The 22,107-nt window shown below is 57.6% G+C and carries 25 protein-coding genes, 1 tRNA gene, 2 pseudogenes and 1 riboswitch; of the genes and pseudogenes, 16 read left to right on the top strand and 12 right to left on the bottom strand.

Annotation, left to right across the window (positions count from 1 at the left end):
• Nucleotides 1-55: 55 nt before the first annotated feature.
• From MHM86_RS08230 to MHM86_RS08210, 5 genes are read right to left on the bottom strand one after another with little or no spacing between them, the layout of a single operon-like run.
• Nucleotides 56-706 carry an energy-coupling factor ABC transporter ATP-binding protein gene (locus tag MHM86_RS08230; RefSeq protein ID WP_239197821.1) on the bottom strand — a complete coding sequence of 217 codons (651 nt, stop codon included), beginning with the start codon at nt 704-706 and terminating at the stop codon, nt 56-58.
• Nucleotides 693-1,481, bottom strand: coding sequence for a cobalt ECF transporter T component CbiQ (gene cbiQ / locus MHM86_RS08225; RefSeq protein ID WP_239197819.1), 789 nt, complete (start codon nt 1,479-1,481; stop codon nt 693-695). Before cbiQ ends, MHM86_RS08230 begins: the two co-directional genes overlap by 14 nt.
• On the bottom strand, nt 1,481-2,068 hold the full coding sequence (locus MHM86_RS08220; protein ID WP_239197817.1) for a cobalt ABC transporter permease: 588 nt from the start codon (nt 2,066-2,068) through the stop codon (nt 1,481-1,483). Before MHM86_RS08220 ends, cbiQ begins: the two co-directional genes overlap by 1 nt.
• Entirely contained in the window at nt 2,065-2,685 is a 621-nt protein-coding gene (gene cbiM, locus MHM86_RS08215) for a cobalt transporter CbiM (RefSeq protein ID WP_239197815.1), read from the bottom strand. The genes MHM86_RS08220 and cbiM overlap by 4 nt, the downstream gene beginning before the upstream one ends.
• Before the next feature lie 29 nt (nt 2,686-2,714).
• Entirely contained in the window at nt 2,715-3,500 is a 786-nt protein-coding gene (locus tag MHM86_RS08210) for a DUF4198 domain-containing protein (protein ID WP_239197813.1), read from the bottom strand.
• Nucleotides 3,501-3,642: 142 nt separating this feature from the next.
• A riboswitch (cobalamin riboswitch) is annotated at nt 3,643-3,867 on the bottom strand.
• 361 nt (nt 3,868-4,228) lie between these two features.
• Between MHM86_RS08210 and MHM86_RS08205 the strand changes: the two genes are divergently transcribed.
• Nucleotides 4,229-5,659 carry a calcium-binding protein gene (locus MHM86_RS08205; protein WP_239197811.1) on the top strand — a complete coding sequence of 477 codons (1,431 nt, stop codon included), beginning with the start codon at nt 4,229-4,231 and terminating at the stop codon, nt 5,657-5,659.
• A 95-nt stretch (nt 5,660-5,754) separates the two neighbouring features.
• Here MHM86_RS08205 and MHM86_RS08200 read toward each other — a convergent pair.
• The 3 genes and pseudogenes from MHM86_RS08200 to MHM86_RS08190 all read right to left on the bottom strand — a co-directional run bounded on the left by MHM86_RS08200 (nt 5,755) and on the right by MHM86_RS08190 (nt 7,607).
• Nucleotides 5,755-7,142, bottom strand: a pseudogene (locus MHM86_RS08200) (IS3 family transposase).
• Nucleotides 7,143-7,226: 84 nt separating this feature from the next.
• Nucleotides 7,227-7,343, bottom strand: a pseudogene (locus MHM86_RS08195) (transposase); the annotation flags it as partial.
• Nucleotides 7,344-7,532: 189 nt separating this feature from the next.
• Nucleotides 7,533-7,607, bottom strand: a tRNA-Thr gene (locus MHM86_RS08190).
• Between the two features lie 115 nt (nt 7,608-7,722).
• Between MHM86_RS08190 and MHM86_RS08185 the strand changes: the two genes are divergently transcribed.
• Genes MHM86_RS08185 through MHM86_RS08175 form a run of 3 tightly spaced genes read left to right on the top strand, consistent with a single transcriptional unit; the run spans nt 7,723 to nt 9,686 of the window.
• Nucleotides 7,723-7,935, top strand: a complete 213-nt coding sequence (locus tag MHM86_RS08185; RefSeq protein WP_239197809.1) for a hypothetical protein — start codon at nt 7,723-7,725, stop codon at nt 7,933-7,935.
• A gap of 12 nt (nt 7,936-7,947) precedes the next feature.
• Entirely contained in the window at nt 7,948-9,213 is a 1,266-nt protein-coding gene (gene murA / locus MHM86_RS08180) for a UDP-N-acetylglucosamine 1-carboxyvinyltransferase (protein ID WP_239197807.1), read from the top strand.
• Nucleotides 9,213-9,686, top strand: a complete 474-nt coding sequence (locus MHM86_RS08175) for a DUF2948 family protein (RefSeq protein WP_239197805.1) — start codon at nt 9,213-9,215, stop codon at nt 9,684-9,686. Before murA ends, MHM86_RS08175 begins: the two co-directional genes overlap by 1 nt.
• A gap of 202 nt (nt 9,687-9,888) precedes the next feature.
• Here the strand turns inward: MHM86_RS08175 and MHM86_RS08170 are convergent, their stop codons facing one another.
• Nucleotides 9,889-10,125: a hypothetical protein gene (locus MHM86_RS08170; protein ID WP_239197803.1), complete on the bottom strand. Its 237-nt coding sequence runs from the start codon at nt 10,123-10,125 to the stop codon at nt 9,889-9,891.
• Between the two features lie 130 nt (nt 10,126-10,255).
• Between MHM86_RS08170 and hisD the strand changes: the two genes are divergently transcribed.
• The 10 genes from hisD (at nt 10,256) to MHM86_RS08120 (ending at nt 16,623) form a co-directional block, all read left to right on the top strand.
• Complete coding sequence (gene hisD / locus MHM86_RS08165) at nt 10,256-11,557, top strand: histidinol dehydrogenase (RefSeq protein WP_239197801.1); 1,302 nt, start codon at nt 10,256-10,258, stop codon at nt 11,555-11,557.
• Between the two features lie 12 nt (nt 11,558-11,569).
• On the top strand, nt 11,570-12,061 hold the full coding sequence (locus MHM86_RS08160; RefSeq protein ID WP_239197799.1) for a UPF0262 family protein: 492 nt from the start codon (nt 11,570-11,572) through the stop codon (nt 12,059-12,061).
• Between the two features lie 92 nt (nt 12,062-12,153).
• On the top strand, nt 12,154-12,552 hold the full coding sequence (locus MHM86_RS08155) for a low molecular weight phosphatase family protein (RefSeq protein ID WP_239197797.1): 399 nt from the start codon (nt 12,154-12,156) through the stop codon (nt 12,550-12,552).
• 40 nt (nt 12,553-12,592) lie between these two features.
• Nucleotides 12,593-12,988, top strand: coding sequence for a ketosteroid isomerase-related protein (locus tag MHM86_RS08150; RefSeq protein WP_239197795.1), 396 nt, complete (start codon nt 12,593-12,595; stop codon nt 12,986-12,988).
• The gene (locus tag MHM86_RS08145; RefSeq protein ID WP_239197793.1) at nt 12,985-13,581 is read left to right on the top strand and encodes a GNAT family N-acetyltransferase; all 597 of its coding nucleotides are present in this window, start codon (nt 12,985-12,987) and stop codon (nt 13,579-13,581) included. The genes MHM86_RS08150 and MHM86_RS08145 overlap by 4 nt, the downstream gene beginning before the upstream one ends.
• Nucleotides 13,582-13,638: 57 nt before the next feature.
• The gene (locus MHM86_RS08140; protein ID WP_239197791.1) at nt 13,639-14,529 is read left to right on the top strand and encodes a carbon-nitrogen hydrolase family protein; all 891 of its coding nucleotides are present in this window, start codon (nt 13,639-13,641) and stop codon (nt 14,527-14,529) included.
• A gap of 83 nt (nt 14,530-14,612) precedes the next feature.
• Nucleotides 14,613-14,831: a translation initiation factor IF-1 gene (gene infA, locus MHM86_RS08135; protein ID WP_037209844.1), complete on the top strand. Its 219-nt coding sequence runs from the start codon at nt 14,613-14,615 to the stop codon at nt 14,829-14,831.
• Nucleotides 14,832-15,407: a Maf family protein gene (locus tag MHM86_RS08130; protein WP_239197789.1), complete on the top strand. Its 576-nt coding sequence runs from the start codon at nt 14,832-14,834 to the stop codon at nt 15,405-15,407.
• Entirely contained in the window at nt 15,404-16,426 is a 1,023-nt protein-coding gene (locus MHM86_RS08125; protein WP_239197787.1) for a ribonuclease E/G, read from the top strand. The genes MHM86_RS08130 and MHM86_RS08125 overlap by 4 nt, the downstream gene beginning before the upstream one ends.
• The gene (locus MHM86_RS08120) at nt 16,426-16,623 is read left to right on the top strand and encodes a DNA gyrase inhibitor YacG (RefSeq protein ID WP_239197785.1); all 198 of its coding nucleotides are present in this window, start codon (nt 16,426-16,428) and stop codon (nt 16,621-16,623) included. Before MHM86_RS08125 ends, MHM86_RS08120 begins: the two co-directional genes overlap by 1 nt.
• A 73-nt stretch (nt 16,624-16,696) precedes the next feature.
• Here the strand turns inward: MHM86_RS08120 and MHM86_RS08115 are convergent, their stop codons facing one another.
• Nucleotides 16,697-17,989: an acetyl-CoA carboxylase biotin carboxylase subunit family protein gene (locus MHM86_RS08115; RefSeq protein WP_239197783.1), complete on the bottom strand. Its 1,293-nt coding sequence runs from the start codon at nt 17,987-17,989 to the stop codon at nt 16,697-16,699.
• Nucleotides 17,990-18,183: 194 nt separating this feature from the next.
• Nucleotides 18,184-19,530 carry an aspartate aminotransferase family protein gene (locus MHM86_RS08110; protein WP_239197781.1) on the bottom strand — a complete coding sequence of 449 codons (1,347 nt, stop codon included), beginning with the start codon at nt 19,528-19,530 and terminating at the stop codon, nt 18,184-18,186.
• Between the two features lie 143 nt (nt 19,531-19,673).
• On the opposite strand from MHM86_RS08110, the gene MHM86_RS08105 reads away from it, so the two are divergent.
• Nucleotides 19,674-20,561, top strand: coding sequence for a MurR/RpiR family transcriptional regulator (locus tag MHM86_RS08105; protein ID WP_239197779.1), 888 nt, complete (start codon nt 19,674-19,676; stop codon nt 20,559-20,561).
• Between the two features lie 76 nt (nt 20,562-20,637).
• Nucleotides 20,638-21,603, top strand: coding sequence for a TAXI family TRAP transporter solute-binding subunit (locus tag MHM86_RS08100; protein ID WP_239197777.1), 966 nt, complete (start codon nt 20,638-20,640; stop codon nt 21,601-21,603).
• A gap of 320 nt (nt 21,604-21,923) precedes the next feature.
• Here MHM86_RS08100 and MHM86_RS08095 read toward each other — a convergent pair.
• The coding region (locus tag MHM86_RS08095; protein WP_239197775.1) for a hypothetical protein at nt 21,924-22,107 on the bottom strand (184 nt) is incomplete at its 5' end.

The following is a 22,107-nucleotide window of genomic DNA, read 5'->3' as shown; positions in this document are numbered from 1 at the left end:
GGCGAAATACTTCGCCTATCGGGAGAGACCAGTGCGAGGGGTGACCGGATCAGGTTTAGATCCGCGTTAGCTGCGCCTCTGCAAGTTGGTAGCCAGCAGGTGCGATGCGGGTGCGAAACTCGGGGTCGTGGCTGACCAGCAGAATAGATTGATCCAGCCCTTCCAGAATGTTGATCAGGCGGGCGTAGTTGTCAGGATCAAGCGCGTTGGTCGGTTCGTCCAAAATCAGCACTTCAGGCTCCATCGCCAGCACGGCGGCAAGGGAGATCAGACGCTTTTCGCCACCTGACAGTTTGTGCGTCACCCGATCCCGCAGGCGCATCAGCCCGATTTGATTGAGCACGCGGTCCACAATGGCCAGTGCCTCCTCCTTGGACTTGCCGAGGTTCAGTGGCCCAAAGGCGATGTCTTCGGCCACGGTGGGACAGAACAGTTGATCGTCAGCGTCCTGAAAAACCAGTCCGACGCGGCGACGCACATCCTGAAAATCGGCCTCGACCCGACAGGGGCTGCCAAAGGCACTCACCTGGCCACTGCTGGGGGGCAGAAGGCCCATGATGATTTTCAGCAGAGTGGATTTCCCTGCGCCATTGGGGCCGACAATCGACAGCCGTTCGCCCGCTTCCAGCTGCATGGAGGCACCGGCCAGGATCGGGTCCGCTCCAGGGTAGGCGAAATGAATATCGTTCAGCTCAAGCAGCGCCATAAATGACCTCGATCAGGATCAACCCAGTCAGGGCAAGCAGGAAGAGGGCACCAAACACCACATCATTGCGGCGCAGACGGAACTCTTCCAGCAGGATGATACGGCCGGAAAAGCCACGACATTTCATAGCGGCGAGAATACGTTCGGATCGTTCCATAGCCCGTACCAGCATCATGCCAACCAGATAGCCGAAGCTGCGATAGGTGTGCAGGTTGGTGCCAGGGCGGAAGCCGCGCAGTTTCATCGAGGTGCGCAGGCGCAGGTATTCTTCGCGCAGCACGTCGATGTAGCGTATGGTGAACATGATCAGATGTACCAGCCGCTCGGGGGTTTTCAGTGCAAGCAACGCATGTCCCAGCGTGACCGGCTCCATCGTGCCAGTAAGAGTTAACACCATCAGGATGACGGCATTGGCGGTCAGGCCAATCTCAAACGCGCGCCATAGGCCTTCCCAGCTGGCCTCTATCCCCCAAAGGATGAAAATCGGTGTGCCGGGCATAGTGAAGGGCAGTAGGATCAGCATAAAGATGATGAAACTGTCCATCATCGCCATGCGTTTCAGGGTTTTGCCCAAAGGCAGGCCAGATCGCAGCAGCAGCAGCGCCGATAGACCCAGTGCCACGGTTAGGGCGGCCATGTTCGACAGGGCCACGACTACTACCGCAAAGAGGGCGGTCAGCACAATGCGCAGACGCGGATCAAGCAGCGCAACCTTGGGGTTGAGCACGCTCAAACCATATGGGGTGTTGTGATCCGGTGTCAGCGCGTGTGCCATTATTTGCCCCCGATCTGGCGGCGGGCCGCGATATAGAAGCCAAGTCCAAACAGCCCGACGATATAGCCGATCCCGCCAAGGATGGACTGGAAGTTTGTTTCGTTTTTCAGCGCGGTGATTTCCTGACGCAGAGGGCGCAATTCACGGCGTAGCATTTCGGCGATTGCCGCCTCTGTGTCTTGCGACAGCGCGGTTGCAGGAGCGGCTGTGGCTGCGGCGGTGCTGGCTACCGCTGGGCTTGCCTCGGCGGCGACGCCCATGATGTCGGCAACGTCTTCGGCGGGCATAGTGATTTCGGCTACATGACCTGCACCAAGATCACCGCGAAAGATGTGGGTGACGGGTTTGGTAGGGGTATAGATGAAAAAGCCGTCCGCGTCGGTGCGGGCTTCGCCCAGTTTTGTGCCCGCTTCGTCAAAGACATCGATTTGCAGATCCACGGCCATATCACCGTTGGAAAATCCGACCTCGCCCTCGATCGCGTCGCCGGAAGGGAAAACGGAGGAGATCACCTTGTGCGCCAGTGCTGGCAGGGGGGCCATCAGGGTGGCGGAAACAGTCAGGGCAAGGAGTTTGGTACGGATCATGACAGGCCTCCCGCAGGGGTATTGATAAACAATTCAGGTTTCACCCGACGGGCCAGCAACACGGCAGCACCGGTCAGGAATGCCTCAATCGCCATGACGGGAATATGGGCAAAGAAGACAAGTTTGGCCGCCAGAAGAAACTCATCGCCGGTCAGCGCCAAGGACAAGGCAACGGCCAGCGTGGTTGCCGCAATCGCCAGACCACCGCCAATACCACCCCAGATCGCCCCCTGCATAGGCGTACCGCGGGCCACCATCGGGCGGAAGGCAAGGCCGACCAGCACCGCAGGCAGTGCGATGTTCACGGCATTAACGCCCAACACGGTAAGGCCACCGAAGCCGAAGAAGACCGCCTGCAACAATAGTCCCACAAAGAGGGCAGGGAAGGCAGCCCAGCCCAGTACCAGACCAGCCAGACCGTTCAGGATCAGGTGAACCGAACTGGGGCCGATCGGCACGTGAATAAGAGAGGCCACAAAAAAGCTGGCCGAAAGGACACCCGCCGCCGGAATACGTTCCAGCGGCAGGTTGCGCAGTCCCATCGCAATACCGCCGACCGCGGCAACCGCGCCGCCGATCACAACCGGGTTTGACAATGCGCCATCAACGATATGCATCGGGTCTGCTTCCTTATTTCAGCTCAGATTTACTTGAGCTCGGTGGCGTGAATCCACAGGACGGCGTCCTGGCTCAGCTCTTTGCCTTTGTGTTCGGTCACAGGACCGGACCCCAGCGCGGCAAAACCCCAGTGACCTGCGGTCGGGATACCAAAGGTGAAGACACCTTTTTCATCGGTGATCGCGACAATCGACCCACCGGCCATCGGCTGAACAGTCGACTCGGTGGTGGCAAACGCCTCCAGATCGGGCTCAGCGGCCATGAATTCGATCTCGATCTCAGCGCCGGCAACCGGTTTGCCTTCGGACAGCACAACACCCGAGAAGGTGGAACCGACGATGACGTTATAGGGTTTGTTCAGCGGCAGAATCTCTGTCGGCAGACCAACGGGCTGGTCCCAATCAGTGGGCAGCGCGTTGCGGTTCAGCACCGATTTGGTGATCTGCTGGATGTAGATATCTTCGCTTTCCTCATAATAAGGCGCGGGTTTGGTGATCACGACGTAGTCGCCCGAACGCTTAACCGGAACCGATGCGGTGAACGCGGCAGCTTCGTTGTCTTTGCCCTTAAAGGTAGCGGGGGCAACACGGTCCATCAGGTCGGTCTTTTCACCGTTGTGGATCATGTAGAATTCTTCCGGTTTCTCCATGTCCATGACATGGCCGTTTTCCAGCGGGTGCCAGAAGATCAGGCCCATCGGCACATCACCGGGACGATCAATCAGAACGTTGTCTGTGTGGTGCAACAGGAAGTGTGCCGAAGCAGTCATAGGCAGTGAAATGGCCGCAGCGGCGACCAGAGACATCAATTTCATATCGTCCTCATTCGACAATAGCAGGATGAAGGCCCTGCAATCAGGAATGAACAACGGGGACAAATGGCGCGGATTGTTCTTGCGGAACCGCCGTGCCAGACGCGCACCCCGGCGTCCGGTTGAAAGCTCAATGGGCAAAACCTCCCATCGACTTGTGTCCGGCAGGTCTCCTGACTTGCGGGTCATGGCTTGGCTGGCCTTCCCGGGCGCATGGTTGCATGTCCCAGTGGCGTTTCTCAGCGTTGCTCGCCGCTCACAGTTGCGGGGGCAGTCACGGATTTGGCGCCTAATGGCTACACCTCACCGTGTTCCCTATTTCTTCCGCCCGGCCTTGGGCCTTCACGGAACCGATCACAGGTACGGTGAATGTCAAAATGGGGGGGACCTGTCAAGCACGCGCCGCGCGAAATTGAGGTGATCACGTCTCATTGGGAATATCCCGCCAGCAGAAGCCGAAGCGAACTTCTACGCTGCTCTGGAAACATCAGACATGACCGCGTAACTAAGACAAATCAACCTCCGGCAAACCCGGCGCGGTTCACAACCGTTATGTACTCTGTTTCAATTTCAGGTGTGACGGGTGGTTGCTGTTTTAACGGAGATGGAAACAATCTATAGACGAATTTGCTGGAAGACAGTTCCAACTTTATCTTCTAAGATTGGCAGGGAGCGGCGCTCTTAGCCGCTCCACATTTTTTTACAAAGCATTCCCTTTAACGGTGATTACGATGAGCATCCTCGGAATAGCGTTAACATGGCTGGTTGGCTACTTGGCAGCTGAAACCCTGCTTGAAACCACCGATGAAGACGAAGGATCATCTGACAATCCAGATTCCAGCGACGGTAGTTCGGCCAATGATAGTATTACTGGCTCCAATGGGGCGGACGTACTGTTGGGGTTCGACGGAGCGGACCTGCTTCAAGCCGGAGCAGGTGATGATACTGTCTACGGCGGGGCTGGAGATGATCAAGTTTTTGGCCAAGAAGGCTCTGACAATTTGCGGGGTGGTAACGGGAATGACTCACTTTATGGGGGCTCTGGTGCCGACTTAATCGTTGCCGGCCAAGGCAATGACTTTGCCGAAGCAAACGCGGGCGAAGACACTATATATGGCAACGAAGGAAATGATTTTCTATCAGCGGTGGACGAAAACCTGTCTGAATCAGACGCCATTAATGGCGGCGCGGGAGATGATAGGTTGTGGGGTGGTGATGGCGACACGCTGGTCGGAGGCGAAGGTCTGGATAAGTTCGACATCACCGTTGCTACCCCAGGGGCGACACCCGTAGTAATTCAAGATTTTCAGAACGGTGAACCATTTGAAAGACCTGTCTCAGGCGTTGGAGACAAGGCATTCTACGAAAAAATTAACTTTGTCACCGCCAGTGGCGAACTTCTGAGTCCGGAAGAACTGACAAGCGTAGATGCTGGCAATCTGCGAACAGAAGCACTTGAAGACGGGCCAGGATATCAGGTTATTGTGTATGACCAAGTAGTTGCTGTTGTGCTTGGGGTCAATATTTCAAATGCCTCGGGAAGTGGATGGGTAGGTAACTTGTTGCCAAACGAGTCCGGGCACTTTGATGGAGATGACACGCTGCTAGGCAGCAGTGGCGACGACACAATTAGTGCTGGCCCTGGCAACGACTACGTAGAAGGAAATGGTGGAAGCGACGAGATCTACGGTTGGCGTGGGAACGATTTTGTTAGCGGAGTTGACGCGGATGGAACCAATTCGCCAGACTGGCTCAATGGCGGTTCGGGAGATGATACGCTGCGCGGCGATGCAGGCGACACCCTCTCCAATGGCAGCCGATATGTTGATCCTTCGCTTGGAGAAAGTGACGGAAAAGACCAGTTTGAAGTTGTGGTAAGTGGTGGCGCATCAGGGGCGCCGGTTAATATTTATGGCTTCGAGTCTTCCGCGACGGCTAGTGACAGCGAAATTATCTTGCTGACTGACGCAGAAGGCGTGCCGCTGTCCGCCGATGAACTTGAGGGGCGGCTTTCGTTTAGCGTCTATTCCACATCGGAATATCCAGACGAAATCGGTGCGATTTCGCTTGATGGAGATGTGGTCGCTTTGATCTATGGATTTGATCCTGACCATGAGAATGACATCTCGGTTTGGCTCGGTAACCTCTCACCCACCGGTTAAGGGATGTCTTGAACTCCAGCATGTCCGTCGTCAGAGTTTGTGGAACCAAAGGCGGCCTGAACTAAGAGAGAGTTTGGCTCATCTGTTTGGCTTGATTATGCGGCGTGTTTGCGGTGATGCAAGCGTCGCGCTTCGAATGTCTTTTGTTTGATCCTTTCCCTTTGTTTCAGAATGTCTTTGTCGCGCCCGAAGTAGACGTCGGCGGGTGTGACGTTGTTGATGCTCTCGTGATAGCGCTGGTAGTTGTAGTGGTCGACGAAGGCTTCGATCTGTGCTTCGAGATCACCCGGCAAGAAGTAGTTTTCCAGCAGGATGCGGTTCTTCAGGGTTTGATGCCATCGTTCGATTTTGCCCTGCGTTTGTGGATGATATGGCGCACCGCGCGAGTTCTTCATGCCCTTGTCCTGCAGCCACTCAGCCAGATCCCCTGAGACGTAACTTGATCCGTTGTCGCTCAGCAAACGTGGCTTGTGAACGACATGCACCTGGCCGCAGCCGGATACCTGCAATGCCAAGTCCAGCGTGTCGGTCACATCTTCAGCCCGCATGGTCGTGCAGAGCTTCCAGGAGATGATGTAGCGGCTGTCATCGTCGAGGACCGTGCTGAGATAGAACCTGCCCCAGCCGATTACCTTAATATAGGTGACGTCGGTCTGCCAAAGCTGGTTGATGGCCGTCGTCTTGTGCTGGAACTCATTGGCAGCCTTGAGCACGATGAAGGCTGGGCTGGTGATCAGGTCATGCGCCTTGAGCGTGCGATATACTGTGGTTTCCGAGACAAAGTAGCGTTCTTGATCGGTGAACGTCACGGCCAACTCGCGTGGTGACAGTTCCGTCTCCTGCAGTGCCAGATCGACAACCTTGCGCTTCACTTCGACGGGAACGCGGTTCCAAACGTGATTGGGCTTGGGAGATCGATCCTGCAAACCAGCCTTACCACGCTGCAGATACTGGTCGTATCCCATTGCCCGGCAGGCGATTTGCACGGCAAATCTGCCGAGAGGGGGCGGTAGAATGTGGTGCGGGGGATGCCCAGTTTAGCCAGTGTCCGACGCGCTGACAGATGGCTTTCCTCGACCAGGCGAATGATCTCCAGCTTCTCAGATGCAGCATACCTCATTCGTGGTCGTCCCCATCCCCGAGCATGCTTTTTTTTGAGAAGACGCAGCTCGAGCGTCTGTTCAGCGACGACCTCTTTGAGATCCTTGGCTTCACGGCGCAGTTCCTTCACTTCGTCTGTGTTCGCAGCCCGCGCAGTATCGCCAGCCAGACGCTTCTTGCCAGCTTCCATAAAGTCCTTCGACCATTTGTAGTACAGACCCTGGGATATGCCCTCCCGGCGGCACAGCTCTGCAATGCTGTCCTCGCCGCGCAGCCCATACAGCACAATCCGGATCTTCTCTTCGCTGGAATATTGCTTGCGTGTCGCGCGCTTGATGTCTTTGACGATCTTCTCGCCGGGGCTCTTCGTTGGCTTTCTCATTTTCCACTCCTCGGTGGTGACGATGAGCGACAAACACTCTCTTAGCAAATGACCCTATTTGGTCCCAGAAGGGCTGACGTCAGACAGCGTGGGGTGAACGCCATATTTCTTGGACAGTTCCGTCAGCGTCATCTCCTCGCGGATCGCTTCAAGCGCAACCTTGGCTTTGAACTCAGGCGAATGGTTCTTTCTTTTCTTCATTTTGGATCGTCACTTTCTTCATGCGATCCACCTTAACGACTGGTCCAAATTTCCGCGACCACCTCTAACGCTACTCAGATTGGCGTTTACAGAAGGATTTTCTTACCATCGAAATGAGGGAGCTAGAACACCCAAAACAACCTTGCCATTCAAGGCTTTAGGGGCGTTTTCAGGCGTGGAAAATAAATATGGTGCTGCTGGAGAGAATTGAACTCTCGACCTCTCCCTTACCAAGGGAGTGCTCTACCTCTGAGCTACAGCAGCGACCGGCAGTCGGTTGGTTGTGTCCGTCTCGACTGTGTGGCGGCTTTTAGCCAAACAAGATTCCGGGCGCAAGGGGGTAGTGGACGGTTTTTTCGCCCTCATGTAAGAAACTTTCATGCAGCAGAAATCAAACAGCAACACATCGCCAAAAAAACAAGATGCGCGCGAGGACCGATTGAAGGTCGCGCTAAAGGCCAATATGGCCCGTCGGAAGTCACAGGCAAAGGCGCGGTCCGCCGGAGATGAGTCGGAGGGTGCAGAGCCTCAGGCGCGTTTTAGCGGGCAGGCCCATCGCCACAAGCCAACGACAGACGCCGAAAACGAGTAAGGGGCAGATTTTATGGATTCAATTATTGTAACGGGTAACGGCCCATTGAATGGCAGCATCCCCATTGCGGGGGCTAAAAATGCCTGTCTGACCCTGATGCCGGCCACGCTGCTCAGCGATGAGCCGCTGACGCTGACCAATGCGCCGCGCCTTTCGGACATTGCCACGATGTCTGAACTGCTGCGTTCACTGGGCGCCGAAGTGACATCGATGCAGGATGGTCAGGTGCTGGCATTGTCCAGCCACACCATTGCGACGACCAAGGCAGATTATGAAATCGTTCGTAAAATGCGTGCGTCGAACCTTGTTCTGGGCCCGCTCTTGGCACGTGAACATGAGGCGATCGTGTCGCTGCCCGGTGGCTGTGCGATTGGCGCGCGCCCGATGGACCTGCACATCACGGCGCTGGAGGCGCTGGGGGCTGAGATTGAGCTGAAAGACGGCTACCTGCACGCCAAGGCCCCCGGTGGTCTGAAGGGCGCGACGCATGAGTTGCGATTCGCCTCTGTTGGTGCGACGGAAAACGTGGTGATGGCCGCGACGCTGGCCAAGGGTACTACAGTGCTGAAAAACGCCGCGCGTGAGCCTGAGATTGTGGATCTGGTCCACTGCCTGCGCAAAATGGGCGCGCAGATTGAAGGTGAGGGCACATCGACCATCACCATTCAGGGCGTGGATCGCCTGCATGGCGCCACGCACCCCGTTGTGACCGACCGAATCGAACTGGGGACCTACATGCTGGCCCCTGCGATTTGTGGCGGTGAAGTGGAGCTGTTGGGCGGGCGAATCGATTTGCTGGCAGCCTTCTGTGAAAAACTGGATGCGGCAGGTATTTCGGTGGAAGAGACCGAAAAAGGTCTGAAGGTCGCCCGTCGCAATGGCCGTGTGACGGCGGTGGATGTTGTGACCGAACCTTTCCCTGGTTTCCCCACGGACCTGCAGGCGCAAATGATGGCGTTGATGTGCACTGCCGAGGGCACTGCTGTGCTTGAGGAGAAAATCTTTGAAAATCGCTTCATGCACGCACCGGAACTGATGCGCATGGGGGCCTCGATTGAGGTGCAGGGTGGCACGGCCACCGTGCATGGGGTTGAACGCCTGAAAGGTGCGCCGGTCATGGCGACGGATCTGCGTGCATCAGTTTCGCTTATTCTGGCGGGTTTGGCGGCAGAGGGTGAAACGATCGTCAACCGCGTCTACCATCTGGATCGCGGCTATGAGCGGGTCGAAGAGAAACTGGGCGCCCTCGGTGCCAAGATTGAGCGGGTAAAAGGCTGATGCAGGACGACGCACGTTTTGAAGATGGTGGGGAAAAACCCCTGAACCTTGGCGCCTTTGACGGCGATGATCTGAAGGTGTTGTCGGCACTGGCGCAGGATGCGGTGTTCCCGATTTCGGAAATGCGCTGGCAGGCGGCAGAGCGGCGTTTTGCGCTGCTGCTCAACCGCTTCCGCTGGGAAGATGGTGGCCGGGATCGTCACGGAGCGGAGCGGGTTCAGTCGATCCTTGTCATTGAAAACGTGCAGCGTGTGGCGTCCCAAGGGATTGATCGCAGCGACAAAGAGATGATCCTGTCGCTGTTGTCGATCAACTGGACTGCGGGTGAGGACGCCAATGGCGTGCTTGAGTTGGTGTTGGCGGGTGATGGCGGCATCCGGCTGGAGGTTGAGGCGCTGGAAGTGTTGCTGCGTGATGTGACGCGGCCCTACCGCGCCCCGTCCGGCAAGGCGCCGGAACATGATCTGACCTGATAGGGAAGGGCGCTGCGGCGCCCTTTTTTGTTTCTGGTGCCCTTGCGCGGGTGTCAGCCCGTGCCGCGCCCGACCCTCCCCAAGGGAGGGCGCGTTTGCGATGTATCGAGAGATACAAGTGGCATCCGAGTTGTGAGGGCTCGCTAGCGTTCTGAGCTTTTTTGCGCCCACCCAGGGTCAGGCGCGGCTCGCGCTGATGTCCTCAGTGCAAACTCAACAACACCTCTATATCGCGGCGGCTGAGGCGGGACAGCAACTGACGATCCTCAAGGCTCAATCGGCCAGCGCGGCCGATCAGCCCCTCGATCTGCATCGCCACCTCACTGGTGGAGCGGTAGTAAAGGTCAGGATCAGATTGGCTCAACTCCTCCACCAGCCGTGTCAGCAGGCGCTTTTGCTTCTCACCATCCAGATCTTTGCGCTTCTCTTCCAGACTCATCGCAGTCTCCTCTCGCGTCGTCTTCTATTAGGTAGACGTGACACAGCGTCTGCCAAGAGGCGGGAGGTCGCAGGATGCTTGAGCAAAGCGGCGCACCGCTATATGTGCTAAGCCAAGAGCCGGAGGGAACATGCCTGTATTTCTGAACACCCAAGATCCTGAGTTTGACGCCGCTTTCACGGAACTGCTGAGCGCCAAGCGCGAAGATAGCCCGGATGTGGATGATGTGGTGGCAGGCATTATCGCTGATGTGCGCAGCCGCGGCGATGCGGCGGTGATCGAGCTGACCGCGAAATTTGATCGGCTGGAGTTGACGCCGGATACGCTTCGCTTCTCCGAGGCAGAGATTGAGGCGCTGATCGCTGAAGTGTCGGACGCTGAACGCGCTGCGCTGGAACTGGCGGCGGAACGGATCCGCGCCTATCACGCCAAGCAGTTGCCTGAGGACATGCTGTGGCGTGAAGAGAGCGGCGCAGAACTGGGCTGGCGATGGACGCCTGTCTCGGCGGCGGGGCTTTATGTACCGGGCGGTCTTGCTTCTTATCCCTCCTCCGTGCTGATGAACGCGATTCCGGCCAAGGTGGCAGGGGTGGAGCGGCTGGCCATCGTGGTGCCCACACCTGACGGGCAGGCCAATCCACTGGTTCTGCTGGCGGCAAGGCTGGCTGGTGTGGATGAGATCTACCGCATTGGCGGCGCGCAGGCGGTGGCGGCCCTGGCCTATGGCACCGAAAGCATCCCGGCGGTGGATAAAATCACTGGCCCCGGTAACGCTTTTGTCGCGGCGGCAAAACGCCGTGTGTTCGGCAAGGTCGGCATCGATATGATTGCAGGCCCGTCGGAAATTCTGGTCATCGCGGATGAACAAGCGCATCCCGAATGGATCGCGCTGGATCTGCTCAGTCAGGCCGAACACGATGAAAGCGCACAGTCGATTCTGGTGACCGACAGTCAGGCAATGGCCGATGCGGTCACCAAAGCGGTGGAAAAACAGCTGGAAACGCTGGAACGCCGCGCCATTGCAGGCCCCAGCTGGCGCGATTTCGGTGCGGTCGTGGTGGTTGAGGACCTTGATCAGGCGGCGGCGCTGTCAAACCGCGTGGCGCCCGAGCACCTTGAACTGTGTGTTGCGGACCCGGATGCGCTGTCGGCCAAGATCACCCATGCTGGGGCCATCTTCCTTGGCGGTTGGACGCCAGAGGCGATTGGGGATTACATCGGCGGGCCGAACCACGTGTTGCCCACTGCCCGTTCGGCACGTTTTTCGAGTGGCCTCAGCGTGATGGACTTCGTCAAACGCACCACTTTGGCAAAAATGACGCCTGCAGCGCTGCAAGCTATTGGACCTGCGGCCGAAACACTGGCAATCTCCGAAAGTCTGGAAGCGCACGGCCTATCGGTTCGTGCTCGTCTGGACGCTTTGAATAAGTAAGGAGGCGACACAATGTCCGCACCCACCGCCCGCATCAGCCATATTGCGCTGGACGACCGCAATCTGCCGCCTCCTACGCCTGAGATCGAGCAGGAACGGAAGGTTGCGATGTTCGACCTCTTGGAAAACAACAGCTTCGCCCTGCCTCAGCGCGATGACCGCGCGGTGCCCGAAGGGCCCTATCACGTCGGGCTGGCGATCAAGGACAAGCGGCTGGTGTTTGACATCAATACTGAGGACGACCAGAAGGCGGCCGAGTTTCACCTGTCCCTGTCGCCCTTCCGCCAGGTGGTCAAGGATTACTGGGCCATCTGCGAAAGCTACTTTGACGCGGTGAAAAACATGCCGCCCAGCCAGATTGAAACCATCGACATGGCGCGACGCGGGATCCACAATGAAGGCGCACGGGTGTTGCAGGAACGCCTTGAAGGCAAGGCGGAGATTGACAAAGACACCTCCCGCCGCCTGTTCACCCTGATCTGTGTTCTGCACTTTGGAGGGTGAGCGCTGTGGTTGATGGCCCCCACCAGAAGCAGCTCCAGCAACTCCCCCAATCTGTCCTATTTTGCTGTGATCACAATTCGGTGCGTTCGCCTATGGCCGAAGGCATCATGAAAAAATTCTATGGTATTGGCACTTATGTGCAGTCTGCAGGTGCCAAAGGCGACCGCGAGATTGACGGGTTCGCCATTGCTGTCTGTGAAGAGCTGGAGGTGGAACTGTCGCGCCACCAGTCACGCGGCTTTGAGGAGTTGCATGAATATGGCGACCACCTGTCGTCCTTTGATCTGATCGTCGCGCTGACCCCTTCCAGTCTGGCCGCGGTGGAGGAGTTGACCCGCGTTTACCATCTGGAGGTAGAGCATTGGCCGATCGACGATCCCGCAGGACTGGGAGAAAGCCGCAATCAGAAGCTGGATGCCTACCGCCATAGTCGCGATCAGATCGTTAATCGTCTGATTGCGCGCTGGGGGCCGCCGGTGCACGCGGTATGATGGCGTTATAACACCTATAGCCCATCAGAGAGATCCACAAATGAACGACACGATTCGCGCCTATTTCGATGCCTTCAATGCGGGTGATATTGACGGCATGCTGGCTTGCCTTAGCGAGGATGTAGCCCACCATGTGAATGAAGGTCAGGTGCGCACAGGCAAAGAGGCCTTCGCCGCCTTCTGCGCTCATATGAACCGTTGCTACCGTGAAATCCTGACCGATATGGTGATTTTCGACGCCGAAGGCGGCACGCGCGCTGCCGCAGAATTCATCGTGAACGGCACCTATTTGGAAACGGACGAGGGCTTGCCGGACGCCAATGGACAAAGTTATCGCTTGCCTGCGGGGTCTTTCTTCAGCCTTGAGGATGGCAAGATCACGCGTGTGGTGACTTATTATAATCTTGCTGACTGGATCAAACAGGTCTCTGCATGACGGCGGCACCCATTCGTGTTGAGGTTCTGACCGGCGCCGCATTGGAGGCAGCGCTGGAGGATGTGGCCCGCCTGCGTATAAAAGTGTTTCGTGACTGGCCTTACCTCTATGACGGGGATCTGGTCTATGAACGGAATTATCTGCAAACCTACCGCGATAGCGCCGGTGCGGTTCTTGTCGGCGCCTTTGATGGCAATCACCTGATCGGCGCGGCCACCGGCACCCCGATGGAGGATCATGCTGATGATTTCGCCAGCGCCTTTGCCGCCCGCAGCGAAGATCTGAGCCAGATCTTTTACTGCGCCGAATCTGTCTTGTTACCTGACTATCGCGGGCATGGAATTGGGCACCGTTTTTTCGATCTGCGGGAGGCGCATGCGCGCGCCCTTGGTTGTGCAACATCCAGTTTCTGCGCGGTGATACGCCCCACAGATCACCCGATGCGGCCTGAAAACGCCCGTGATCTGGGGCCGTTCTGGCGCGGGCGCGGGTATCAGCCGCTGGAGGGCGCCGTGGTGCAGTATGATTGGACAGATCTGGGGGACAACCAGCAAAGCAGCAAGCCGTTGCAGGTCTGGGTGAAAGATCTTTGATCTCTCTGGGATGCCTCCGGCGGGAGTATTTGGGTAACATTGAAAGAGGGGTTCGAAATGGACAGGTTTACCGTCGCAACTGCCGCCTATCCGCTGGATTGGTTTGACGATTGGGCGGCCTATGAAGCCAAGATGCGCGGTTGGGTGACCGAGGCCGCCGGCAACGGCGCGGCGTTATTGCTGTTTCCTGAGTATGGCGCGATGGAACTGGCGTCGCTAGCAGGCGCTGAGGTCGCGGGCCATGAAACGCGGGCGTTGCGCGCGGTTGCGGGATACGTGGGGCGGTCAAACGCCGTGCTGAGCGCATTGGCGCAGGAGTTTCAGCTCACTATCGTTGGCGGCTCCGCCCCTGTGGTTGTCGGTGAGGCTATGGTCAACCGCGCGCCGGTCTTTGGTCCTTCTGGCGATATCGCCTATCAGGACAAACAGATCATGACACGGTTTGAGCGTGAGGATTGGCAGATATGCGGCGGTGAACCGTTGCAGGTGTTTGATACGCCTGTGGGCAAGCTGGGCATTTTGACCTGTTATGACAGTGAATTTCCCCTGATTGGCCGCGCCTTGGTTGAGGCTGGGGTTGAGGTTCTGCTGGTGCCTTCTTGCACCGAGGGGCTTGATGGCTACTGGCGGGTGCGTATTGGTGCGATGGCGCGCGCGTTGGAGGGGCAGTGCGTGTCGGTGATGGCATCCCTCATCGGATCGCGGCCAGAGATTTACGGAGTGGAGGAAAACACTGGTATGGGCGCGATTTTTGGCCCGCCCGATGCAGGCTTTCCCGATACTGGCGTTATTGCTGAAGGTGTGATGAACAAACCCGGATGGACCTACGCCCAGATCGACCTGAACGCGGTGCGCGCGGTGCGGGCCGACGGGCGCGTGCTGAACGCAACGCATTGGGGCGAACAGGCGGGACGGGACGGAAAACCGGGCTATATTTTGGTCAAATAGAGATTTGCCCTTGAAAATCTGGTAAAATGGGACCATCTAACGCGCGTCCCGCATCAGGCGGGTCGCCAACCTAAGGAGAGACCATGGCCAAGGAAGAGATGCTCGAATTCCCCGGTGTCGTGAAGGAACTCCTGCCCAATGCGACGTTTCGGGTCGAGCTGGAAAACGGCCATGAGATCATCGCACATACGGCAGGCAAGATGCGTAAAAACCGCATCCGTGTTCTGGCAGGTGACCGGGTTCAGGTCGAAATGACCCCTTACGATCTGACCAAGGGTCGGATCAACTACCGCTTCAAATAAGTGCGCCTGATCCTCGGGTCAGGCAGCCCACGGCGCAAAGAGCTGTTGGGCCAGATCGGGGTTGTGGCGGATGATATCCGCCCGCCCGATATTGATGAGACCCCCCGAAAATCAGAACTGCCGCGTCCCTATTGTGCGCGTATGGCCCGCGAAAAAGTGCAGGCTGTCCCTGCAGAGACGGATGATATCGTGCTGTGCGCGGATACCACAGTTGCCCTTGGCCGCCGCATTATGGGCAAGCCCGACAATGTGGGGCAGGCGGCGGAGTTTCTGCTGGCCATGTCCGGTCGTCGCCACCGCGTGATCACCGCCGTGGCTGTGCGCCGTGGCGATCAGCTGTGGGAACGCGATGTTGTGACCGACGTGCGTATGAAGCGCCTGTCAGACGAAGAGCTGAACGCCTACCTTGCGACAAACGATTGGCAGGGCAAGGCTGGGGGCTACGGCATTCAGGGGCCTGCTGGTGTGTTTATCCCTTGGATTTCAGGCTCTTTCACCGCTGTGGTTGGATTGCCACTGGCGGAAACTGCCGGACTGCTGACGGCAGCCGGTTACCCGATGTGGAGAGAAACATGAAGGGACGCCAGATCATTTTGGACCATCTGCAGGGGCGCGAGGCGGCAGCGCTTATGGTGGATGGCAAACTGCATGACATTCTGATCGACGCCGATCTGCCGCGCGTTGGCACGATTTATCGCGCCGTTGCGGATCGTCCTATGAAAGGGCAGGGTGGGCTGTTCATGTCCACGCCCGACGGTCAGGCGTTTTTGCGTCAGGTCAAAGGCATCTCGCCCGGTGAGCGCCTGCTGGTGCAGGTGACCGGCTATGCCGAGGATGGCAAGGCGTTGCCCGTGACCTACAAGGTGCTGTTCAAAAGCCGCTATGCCATCGTGACGCCCGATGCGCCGGGCCTCAACATCAGCCGCAAGATCCGTGATGACGATTTGCGCGATGTGCTTTTGGGTGTCGCTCATGAGGTGATGGGGGAAGAGCCAGCGATGGGCCTGATCCTGCGATCGTCATGTGAGGGTGCCGAGCCTGGTGAAATCGCCGAAGATATCATGGCGATGTACGATTTGGCGCAGGCTGTGATGGCCGACCGAGAAGGTGACGCTGAGGTGCTGAGCGAGGGTGATGGCCCCCACGGACAGGCGTGGCGGGAGTGGGTCGAACCTGCTGATATCGTGACTGAGGCAGGCGGATTTGAAACCCACGGCGTGCTGGATCAGCTGGAGGATGCGCAGTCCGCGCGGGTCAAGTTGGAAGGTGGGGCCTATATGTTTGTAGAGGCCACCCGCGCGCTGGTTGCGGTGGATGTGAACACTGGCGGTGATACCTCACCTGCTGCAGGACTGAAGGCTAATCTGGCCGCTGCCCGCGACCTGCCACGTCAGCTGCGGTTGCGTGGTTTGGGCGGCCAGATCACTCTTGATCTGGCGCCGATGCCGAAACGTGATCGCCGCACGTTCGAACAATCCCTGCGCGCTGCATTGAAGGCCGATACGACTGAGACCGTCATGGCTGGCTGGACCCCGCTGGGCAATTTCGAGTTGCAGCGCAAGCGTGACCGTCTGCCGTTGAAGGACCTGCTGTAATGGCCTGTCCGATCTGTTCTGCGGAAACAGAGGCGAAGTATCGCCCGTTTTGTTCCAAACGCTGTGCAGACATTGATCTGGGCCGTTGGATGAGTGGCAGCTACGCCATTTCCACTGCGCCCAGTGAGGACGATGTTGAAGAGCTGGCAGAGGCGCTGGAAGAAGAACTGGAAAAGCGCAGCCACGATTTGCATTGATCGCTGACGGGCGCGGACAAAGAATAAGGCCGGGGATCACCCCGGCCTTTCTTGTTTCTGCTGTTATGTCTGATCAGACGCTCCAGTAGGCCGGATATTCCGCGTCGCGTTGTGGGCGGCGATAGATGCGGCGGCGCAGCTCGTGCTCTTTGGTGATGGCCTCTTCTTTGCTGTCGGAAACCAGCCATATCTGCAACAGCATCACACCGGCGGCGGTCATGTCGCCATCGGTCAGCACATCGCCGCGCTGACGGGTGTGGCGCACCAGAATGCCTTCTCGCTCCAACTCATCGACGTAGTCGTAATCCAGAATATCTGACACAGCACCGGTTTCCTTGGCGGTGATCAGCGCGATTAGGGTGAATTTGTGATCATCGCCCTCGCGCCATTTGATCCACGGTGTGCGTTCCTCCATCGGTTCCCCGGCCGCGAGGCGGAAGTTGTCCTCATAAAGTGAGCTGCCGAAAGAGTAGAGATAGTTGTAGTGATAGGAATGCGCCGCGCGTGGGTTGATTTCAACCAGATGGATTGCGCCATCGGGCATGACCCAGAATTCGATGTTAAAGAACTGACCGACGTAGCCGAGGGCGGCGATTTTGCCCATGTAATCTTCGATCCAGGCCTCAATCTTGGCGGCCATGGTGGTGTCGATAGAGATCGGCGGCGTCACATATCCCAGCGCCTGATGGTTGGAGAAGTAGACCTCTTCTGTCAGTGCGTAATGCACAACCTTGCCGTCGGGGGTCACATACCCCTCATAGCAGTATTCAATCGCCTTGTTCATATCGACCAGCGTTTCCGCGATGAAGGGCGGGACGATGTCGGGCACGGTAGCGGGATCGACGCCTTCCAGATAGCTGGCGTATTGCGAGGCGATCAATTCCTGCAGGTCGGTGTCCTCGCGGTAGGATTTCAGCACTTCGCGCAGCTCATCCGGTGTTTCGATTTTGAAAATCCCACGGCCCAGACTGAGCGAGGTGTTTTTCAGCATGAAGGGCCAATGCGGGATTTTGGCGATGATTTCGTCATCGGTTTCATTCAGCGGATCCACATAGTCGAAATAGAAGGGATTAGTTTCCAGCGTCCGCATCAGATATTTGTTCATGCAGTAAAGGAAAGACAATCGCGACGGCGCCTTGTTGCCCAGACCTTCGTTGATGAGGATGTGGTGAAACGCATCTTTTTGGGCAAAACCGCCGACGGAGCGGATGCCCGCCGCGCGGCAGCTTTCGACGTGACGCGCGATTTCATCTGCCGCCCATGTGTCTGCCTCCATCACATGGATATCGGCGCGGGTGCTCATCTCTTCGATGGCGTCTTTCATATAAGGTTGCGGGCTGAGGAAACCATAGCTTGACTTTGACATGTTAACGACCTGTTGAGTGAAACTTATGGTCGTAATGGTATCCGATGGGGGCGTCGCACGCTGGGCAGGAAACGCCGCATTTGCGTCAGCATTCGACGCATTTCAGCTTGCCGCGCTGGATTGTGGGCTGGGCACGAAAAACGCCCCCGATTTTGGCGGAGGCGTTTGGTGTTCTGCGCTGTGGACGGTGGGGTTTAGGGCAGTGTTTTGGATAGAGCGATGTCCAGTTTGTCCACCACTTCACCGATCTGGTCGTCACTGATAATGAAGGGCGGGGCCAGCAGGACATGCGCGCCAGTCGCGCCATCAATGGTGCCGCCCATCGGATAACAGAGTAGCCCCGCATCGAAAGCGGCGGCTTTGATGCGTTTTGGTAAAGTAAGGGCGGGATCAAAGGGTGCTTTGCTGTCACGATCCGCAACCAGTTCCAGCCCGCGGAACAGTCCTCGTCCGCGTATGTCGCCAATGTGAGGGTGGTCACCGAACCGATCCATCAACGCGGCCTGCAAGCGATCCCCCATCGGGGTGACACGGTCCAACACGCGATCCACCGTCAACCGGCGCAGCACCGCAAGGCTGGCCGCCGTCGCCACCGGATGCCCCAGATAGGTGTGCCCGTGTTGGAAGAACCCGCTACCACCTTCTATCGCGGCATAGATCTGCCGGCTGCACAGCATTGCACCAATAGGCTGATATCCCGCGCCCAGACCCTTGGCCACAGCGGTGATATCGGGGCTGATGCCGTCGTGTTCGCAGGCAAACAGTGTGCCGGTGCGTCCCATGCCACACATCACCTCATCCAGAATCAGCAGCACACCATATCGATCACAAATTTCGCGCACCCGTTTGAAATACCCCTCCACCGGCGGCACGGCACCGGCTGTCGCGCCGACAACAGGTTCCGCGACAAAGGCCATCACGCTGTCGGGGCCAAGGCGCAGGATTTCTTCCTCTAGCTCATTGGCGACGCGCTGGCCGTAGTCAAAGGCGCTCTCGTCGCTTTCACGGCCGCGATATTCATAGCAGGGGCTGATATGAGTGGTGTTCATCAACAAAGGGGCAAACTGCTGCCGCCGCCACATGTTGCCCCCCACAGCCAGAACGCCCAGCGTGTTGCCGTGATAGCTCTGGCGGCGGGCAATCACATGACGGCGCTGCGGTTCACCGATTTCGGTGAAATACTGCCGTGCCAGTTTTAGCGCGGCCTCCATCGCCTCTGATCCGCCAGATACGAAATAGACCCGATCCAACCCTGCGGGAGCATGTTCGATCAACAGGTCCGCCAGCTCTTCTGCTGGATCAGAGGTGAAGAAACTGGTGTGTGCATACGCCAACTGGGCCGCCTGCGTCTGAATGGCGTCAATCACGACCGGATCCGAATGGCCCAGACATGATACAGCCGCGCCGCCTGACCCATCAAAGTAGCGTTTGCCTGCACGGTCCGCGATATAACATCCGTCGCCAGCGACCGCGTGGGGCAGGGTGGCATGGGTATGGCGGGGGAAGACATGGGACGAGGGGGACGTGTGAGTGCCGGACATCTCTTTACGCTTTCGAGTTGGGATAAAACATGCAGGCCCGCAATTAATTTTTGTCAACGAGTCGGCTGCAGTAAAACATATGTTTCATTTTTAGTCATGTGAAGATACATTTGTGTCGTTGTCACATTTGGACGAGGATACGGATGCAGGACCCCGCAACAGATCGGCCACCCGTGCATAGGCTGGAGGACCGTATCGCCGCTCTTTATGGTAGCTTGCCAATGCAGCTGCGCCGTGCGGCAGATTATGTGGCGGCGCATCCGATGGATGTGGCGTCGCGTTCTTTGCGGTCGATCTCTGCCGCGTCGGATCTGCCACCGGCGACTTATTCGCGGCTGGCAAAGGCGCTGGGCTTTGATGGGTATGAGGCGCTGCGCGAGCTGTGCCGTCAGACGGTAGAACAGCGGGCGGATGGTTTTGCCGATAAGGCAGTGAAGCTGGGGCAGGGTGATGCCACGGCGGCGGGGATCATTGCCCGTCAGACCAATGCCGTGATTGCAAATATTCAAACCCTTCAGGTGCAACTGGACCCCGCAAGGCTGGATGCCGCGGCCAAGGCACTAGGCGAGGCGCGCCGTGTTCTGCTGTTTGGGGCCTACGGATCGACGGGTATTGTCGAATATCTGGCCTATTTGGCGCAGTACAGTCAGGACAACTGGATCCTTGCTGGTCGTATGGGGGGGGCGTTGGGTGCGTCATTGGCGGATATCGGGACGGGGGACGTTTTGCTGATCGTGACCAAATCCCCCTATGCCCGCCGCTCGATCTGTGCTGCGCAGCTGGCACGCACGCAAGGCGCGCAGGTGATCGTCATCACTGACAGCCACAGTTGCCCTGCTATGGTTCATGCGGATTTCCCGTTCATTGTGCCCTCCGACAGCCCACAGTTCTTTTCATCCTACGCTGCGACGCTGACATTGCTGGAGAGCTTGATGGCTCTCGTGGTGTCACGTGACCCAAATAGCAGCAGCGAACGTATTCGGCAGGTTCAGGCGCGCAATAATGCGCTGGAGGAGTTCTGGACCGATTGACGCCCATTGCAGGCGGAGCGCAGAATACTTCAACCCGCGCGCTAACACATAGACCCATCACTTGAGGGAGAGAGACATGTTTACCAAGTTCACATTCAGCGGGGTTGCTTTGGCGGCGACGCTGGCGACCACGGTGGTTGCTGCGGATGAATTTGTCAGCATCGGAACGGGCGGTGTGACAGGGGTCTACTATCCGGCAGGCGGGGCGATTTGCAGGCTGGTGAACAAGGGGCGGCGCAACCACGGCATCCGCTGCTCGGTCGAATCCACGGGCGGGTCGGTCTACAACATCAACACCATCCGTCAGGGGGAGCTGGACTTCGGTGTTGCCCAGTCGGATTGGCAGTATCACGCATATCACGGCACATCGCGGTTTTCGGATCAGGGACCGTTTCGCGACCTGCGCGCGGTCTTCTCTCTGCATCCTGAACCCTTCACTGTTGTCGCCCGCGCCGACGCAGCGATCTTTCGTTTTGATGACCTGATCGGCAAACGGGTGAATATCGGCAATCCGGGGTCCGGCCAGCGTGGCACGATGGAGGTTCTGATGGACGCGCTGGGCTGGGGGATGGATAGTTTCGCTCTTGCGACAGAGCTGAAGGCGTCTGAACAATCTGCCGCGCTTTGTGATAATATGATTGATGCGATGGTCTATACTGTTGGTCATCCCTCCGGTTCGATCCAGGAGGCAACATCGGCTTGCGACGCGGTGTTGATTGATGTGGCCGGCGACGAGGTGGAGCGGTTGATTGCCGAAAACAGCTTCTATCGGGCGGCGACGATTCCGGGCGGGATGTATCATGGCAGCAATGATGATGTTCAGACCTTCGGGGTTGGCGCGACCTTTGTGACCTCTGCCGATGTGCCTGAAGAGGCGGTCTACACTGTGGTGAAAGCCGTGATGGAGAATTTTGCCGATTTCCGGCGGCTGCATCCGGCCTTTGCCGATCTGGACCCACAGACGATGGCGGTCGCAGGGTTGTCTGTCCCTCTGCATGAAGGCGCAGCGCGTTACTATCGTGAAATGGGATGGTTGGACTGACAGTCCAGAAAGGTGTCGTGTGATTTACATTGAAAGCGCCTCCTACAATGGCAATCATGTCTCGTGGTTTGCTTATGGTGTGTTCCCTGTGGTTGCTCCGACTCGGGTTTTGGTCTGCTGGGCCCTTTACTGCACCGCTCTTAAATTATGGGTGAATCGCCATAACGGGGGCGATTCACTGCCTTTTTACCTCCTGAGTTGTTGCCAGAGGCGCGTTTGCACCCTTTGAGGAAAATGACCACCTGCGAGCGGGCTGCGATTCCGCAGATATCAAAGGTCTGACGGCAGCTCCCACGCCTTTATTGGTGTTCCCTTAACTTTTACCGCACCTCAACCCATTGATTTTGTTGTTTTTTTAAAAAAGTTTCATGTTTTTTTGTTTTTTCTTTAAAAACCGCTTGCGGCTCTTCTGCAATCACCTTAGAACCCCCTTCACCGGCGGCGCTGAGGCGCACAACGGGGCAGCGGACGGGGCTACGGAGGGTACTCTGGAGGGTTCGGAAG

The organism is Thalassobius sp. Cn5-15, assembly GCF_022347685.1.
GTDB lineage: Bacteria > Pseudomonadota > Alphaproteobacteria > Rhodobacterales > Rhodobacteraceae > Thalassobius.
Note: the sequence above shows the minus strand (reverse complement) of the source record. Positions and strands in the feature narration are given on the sequence as shown.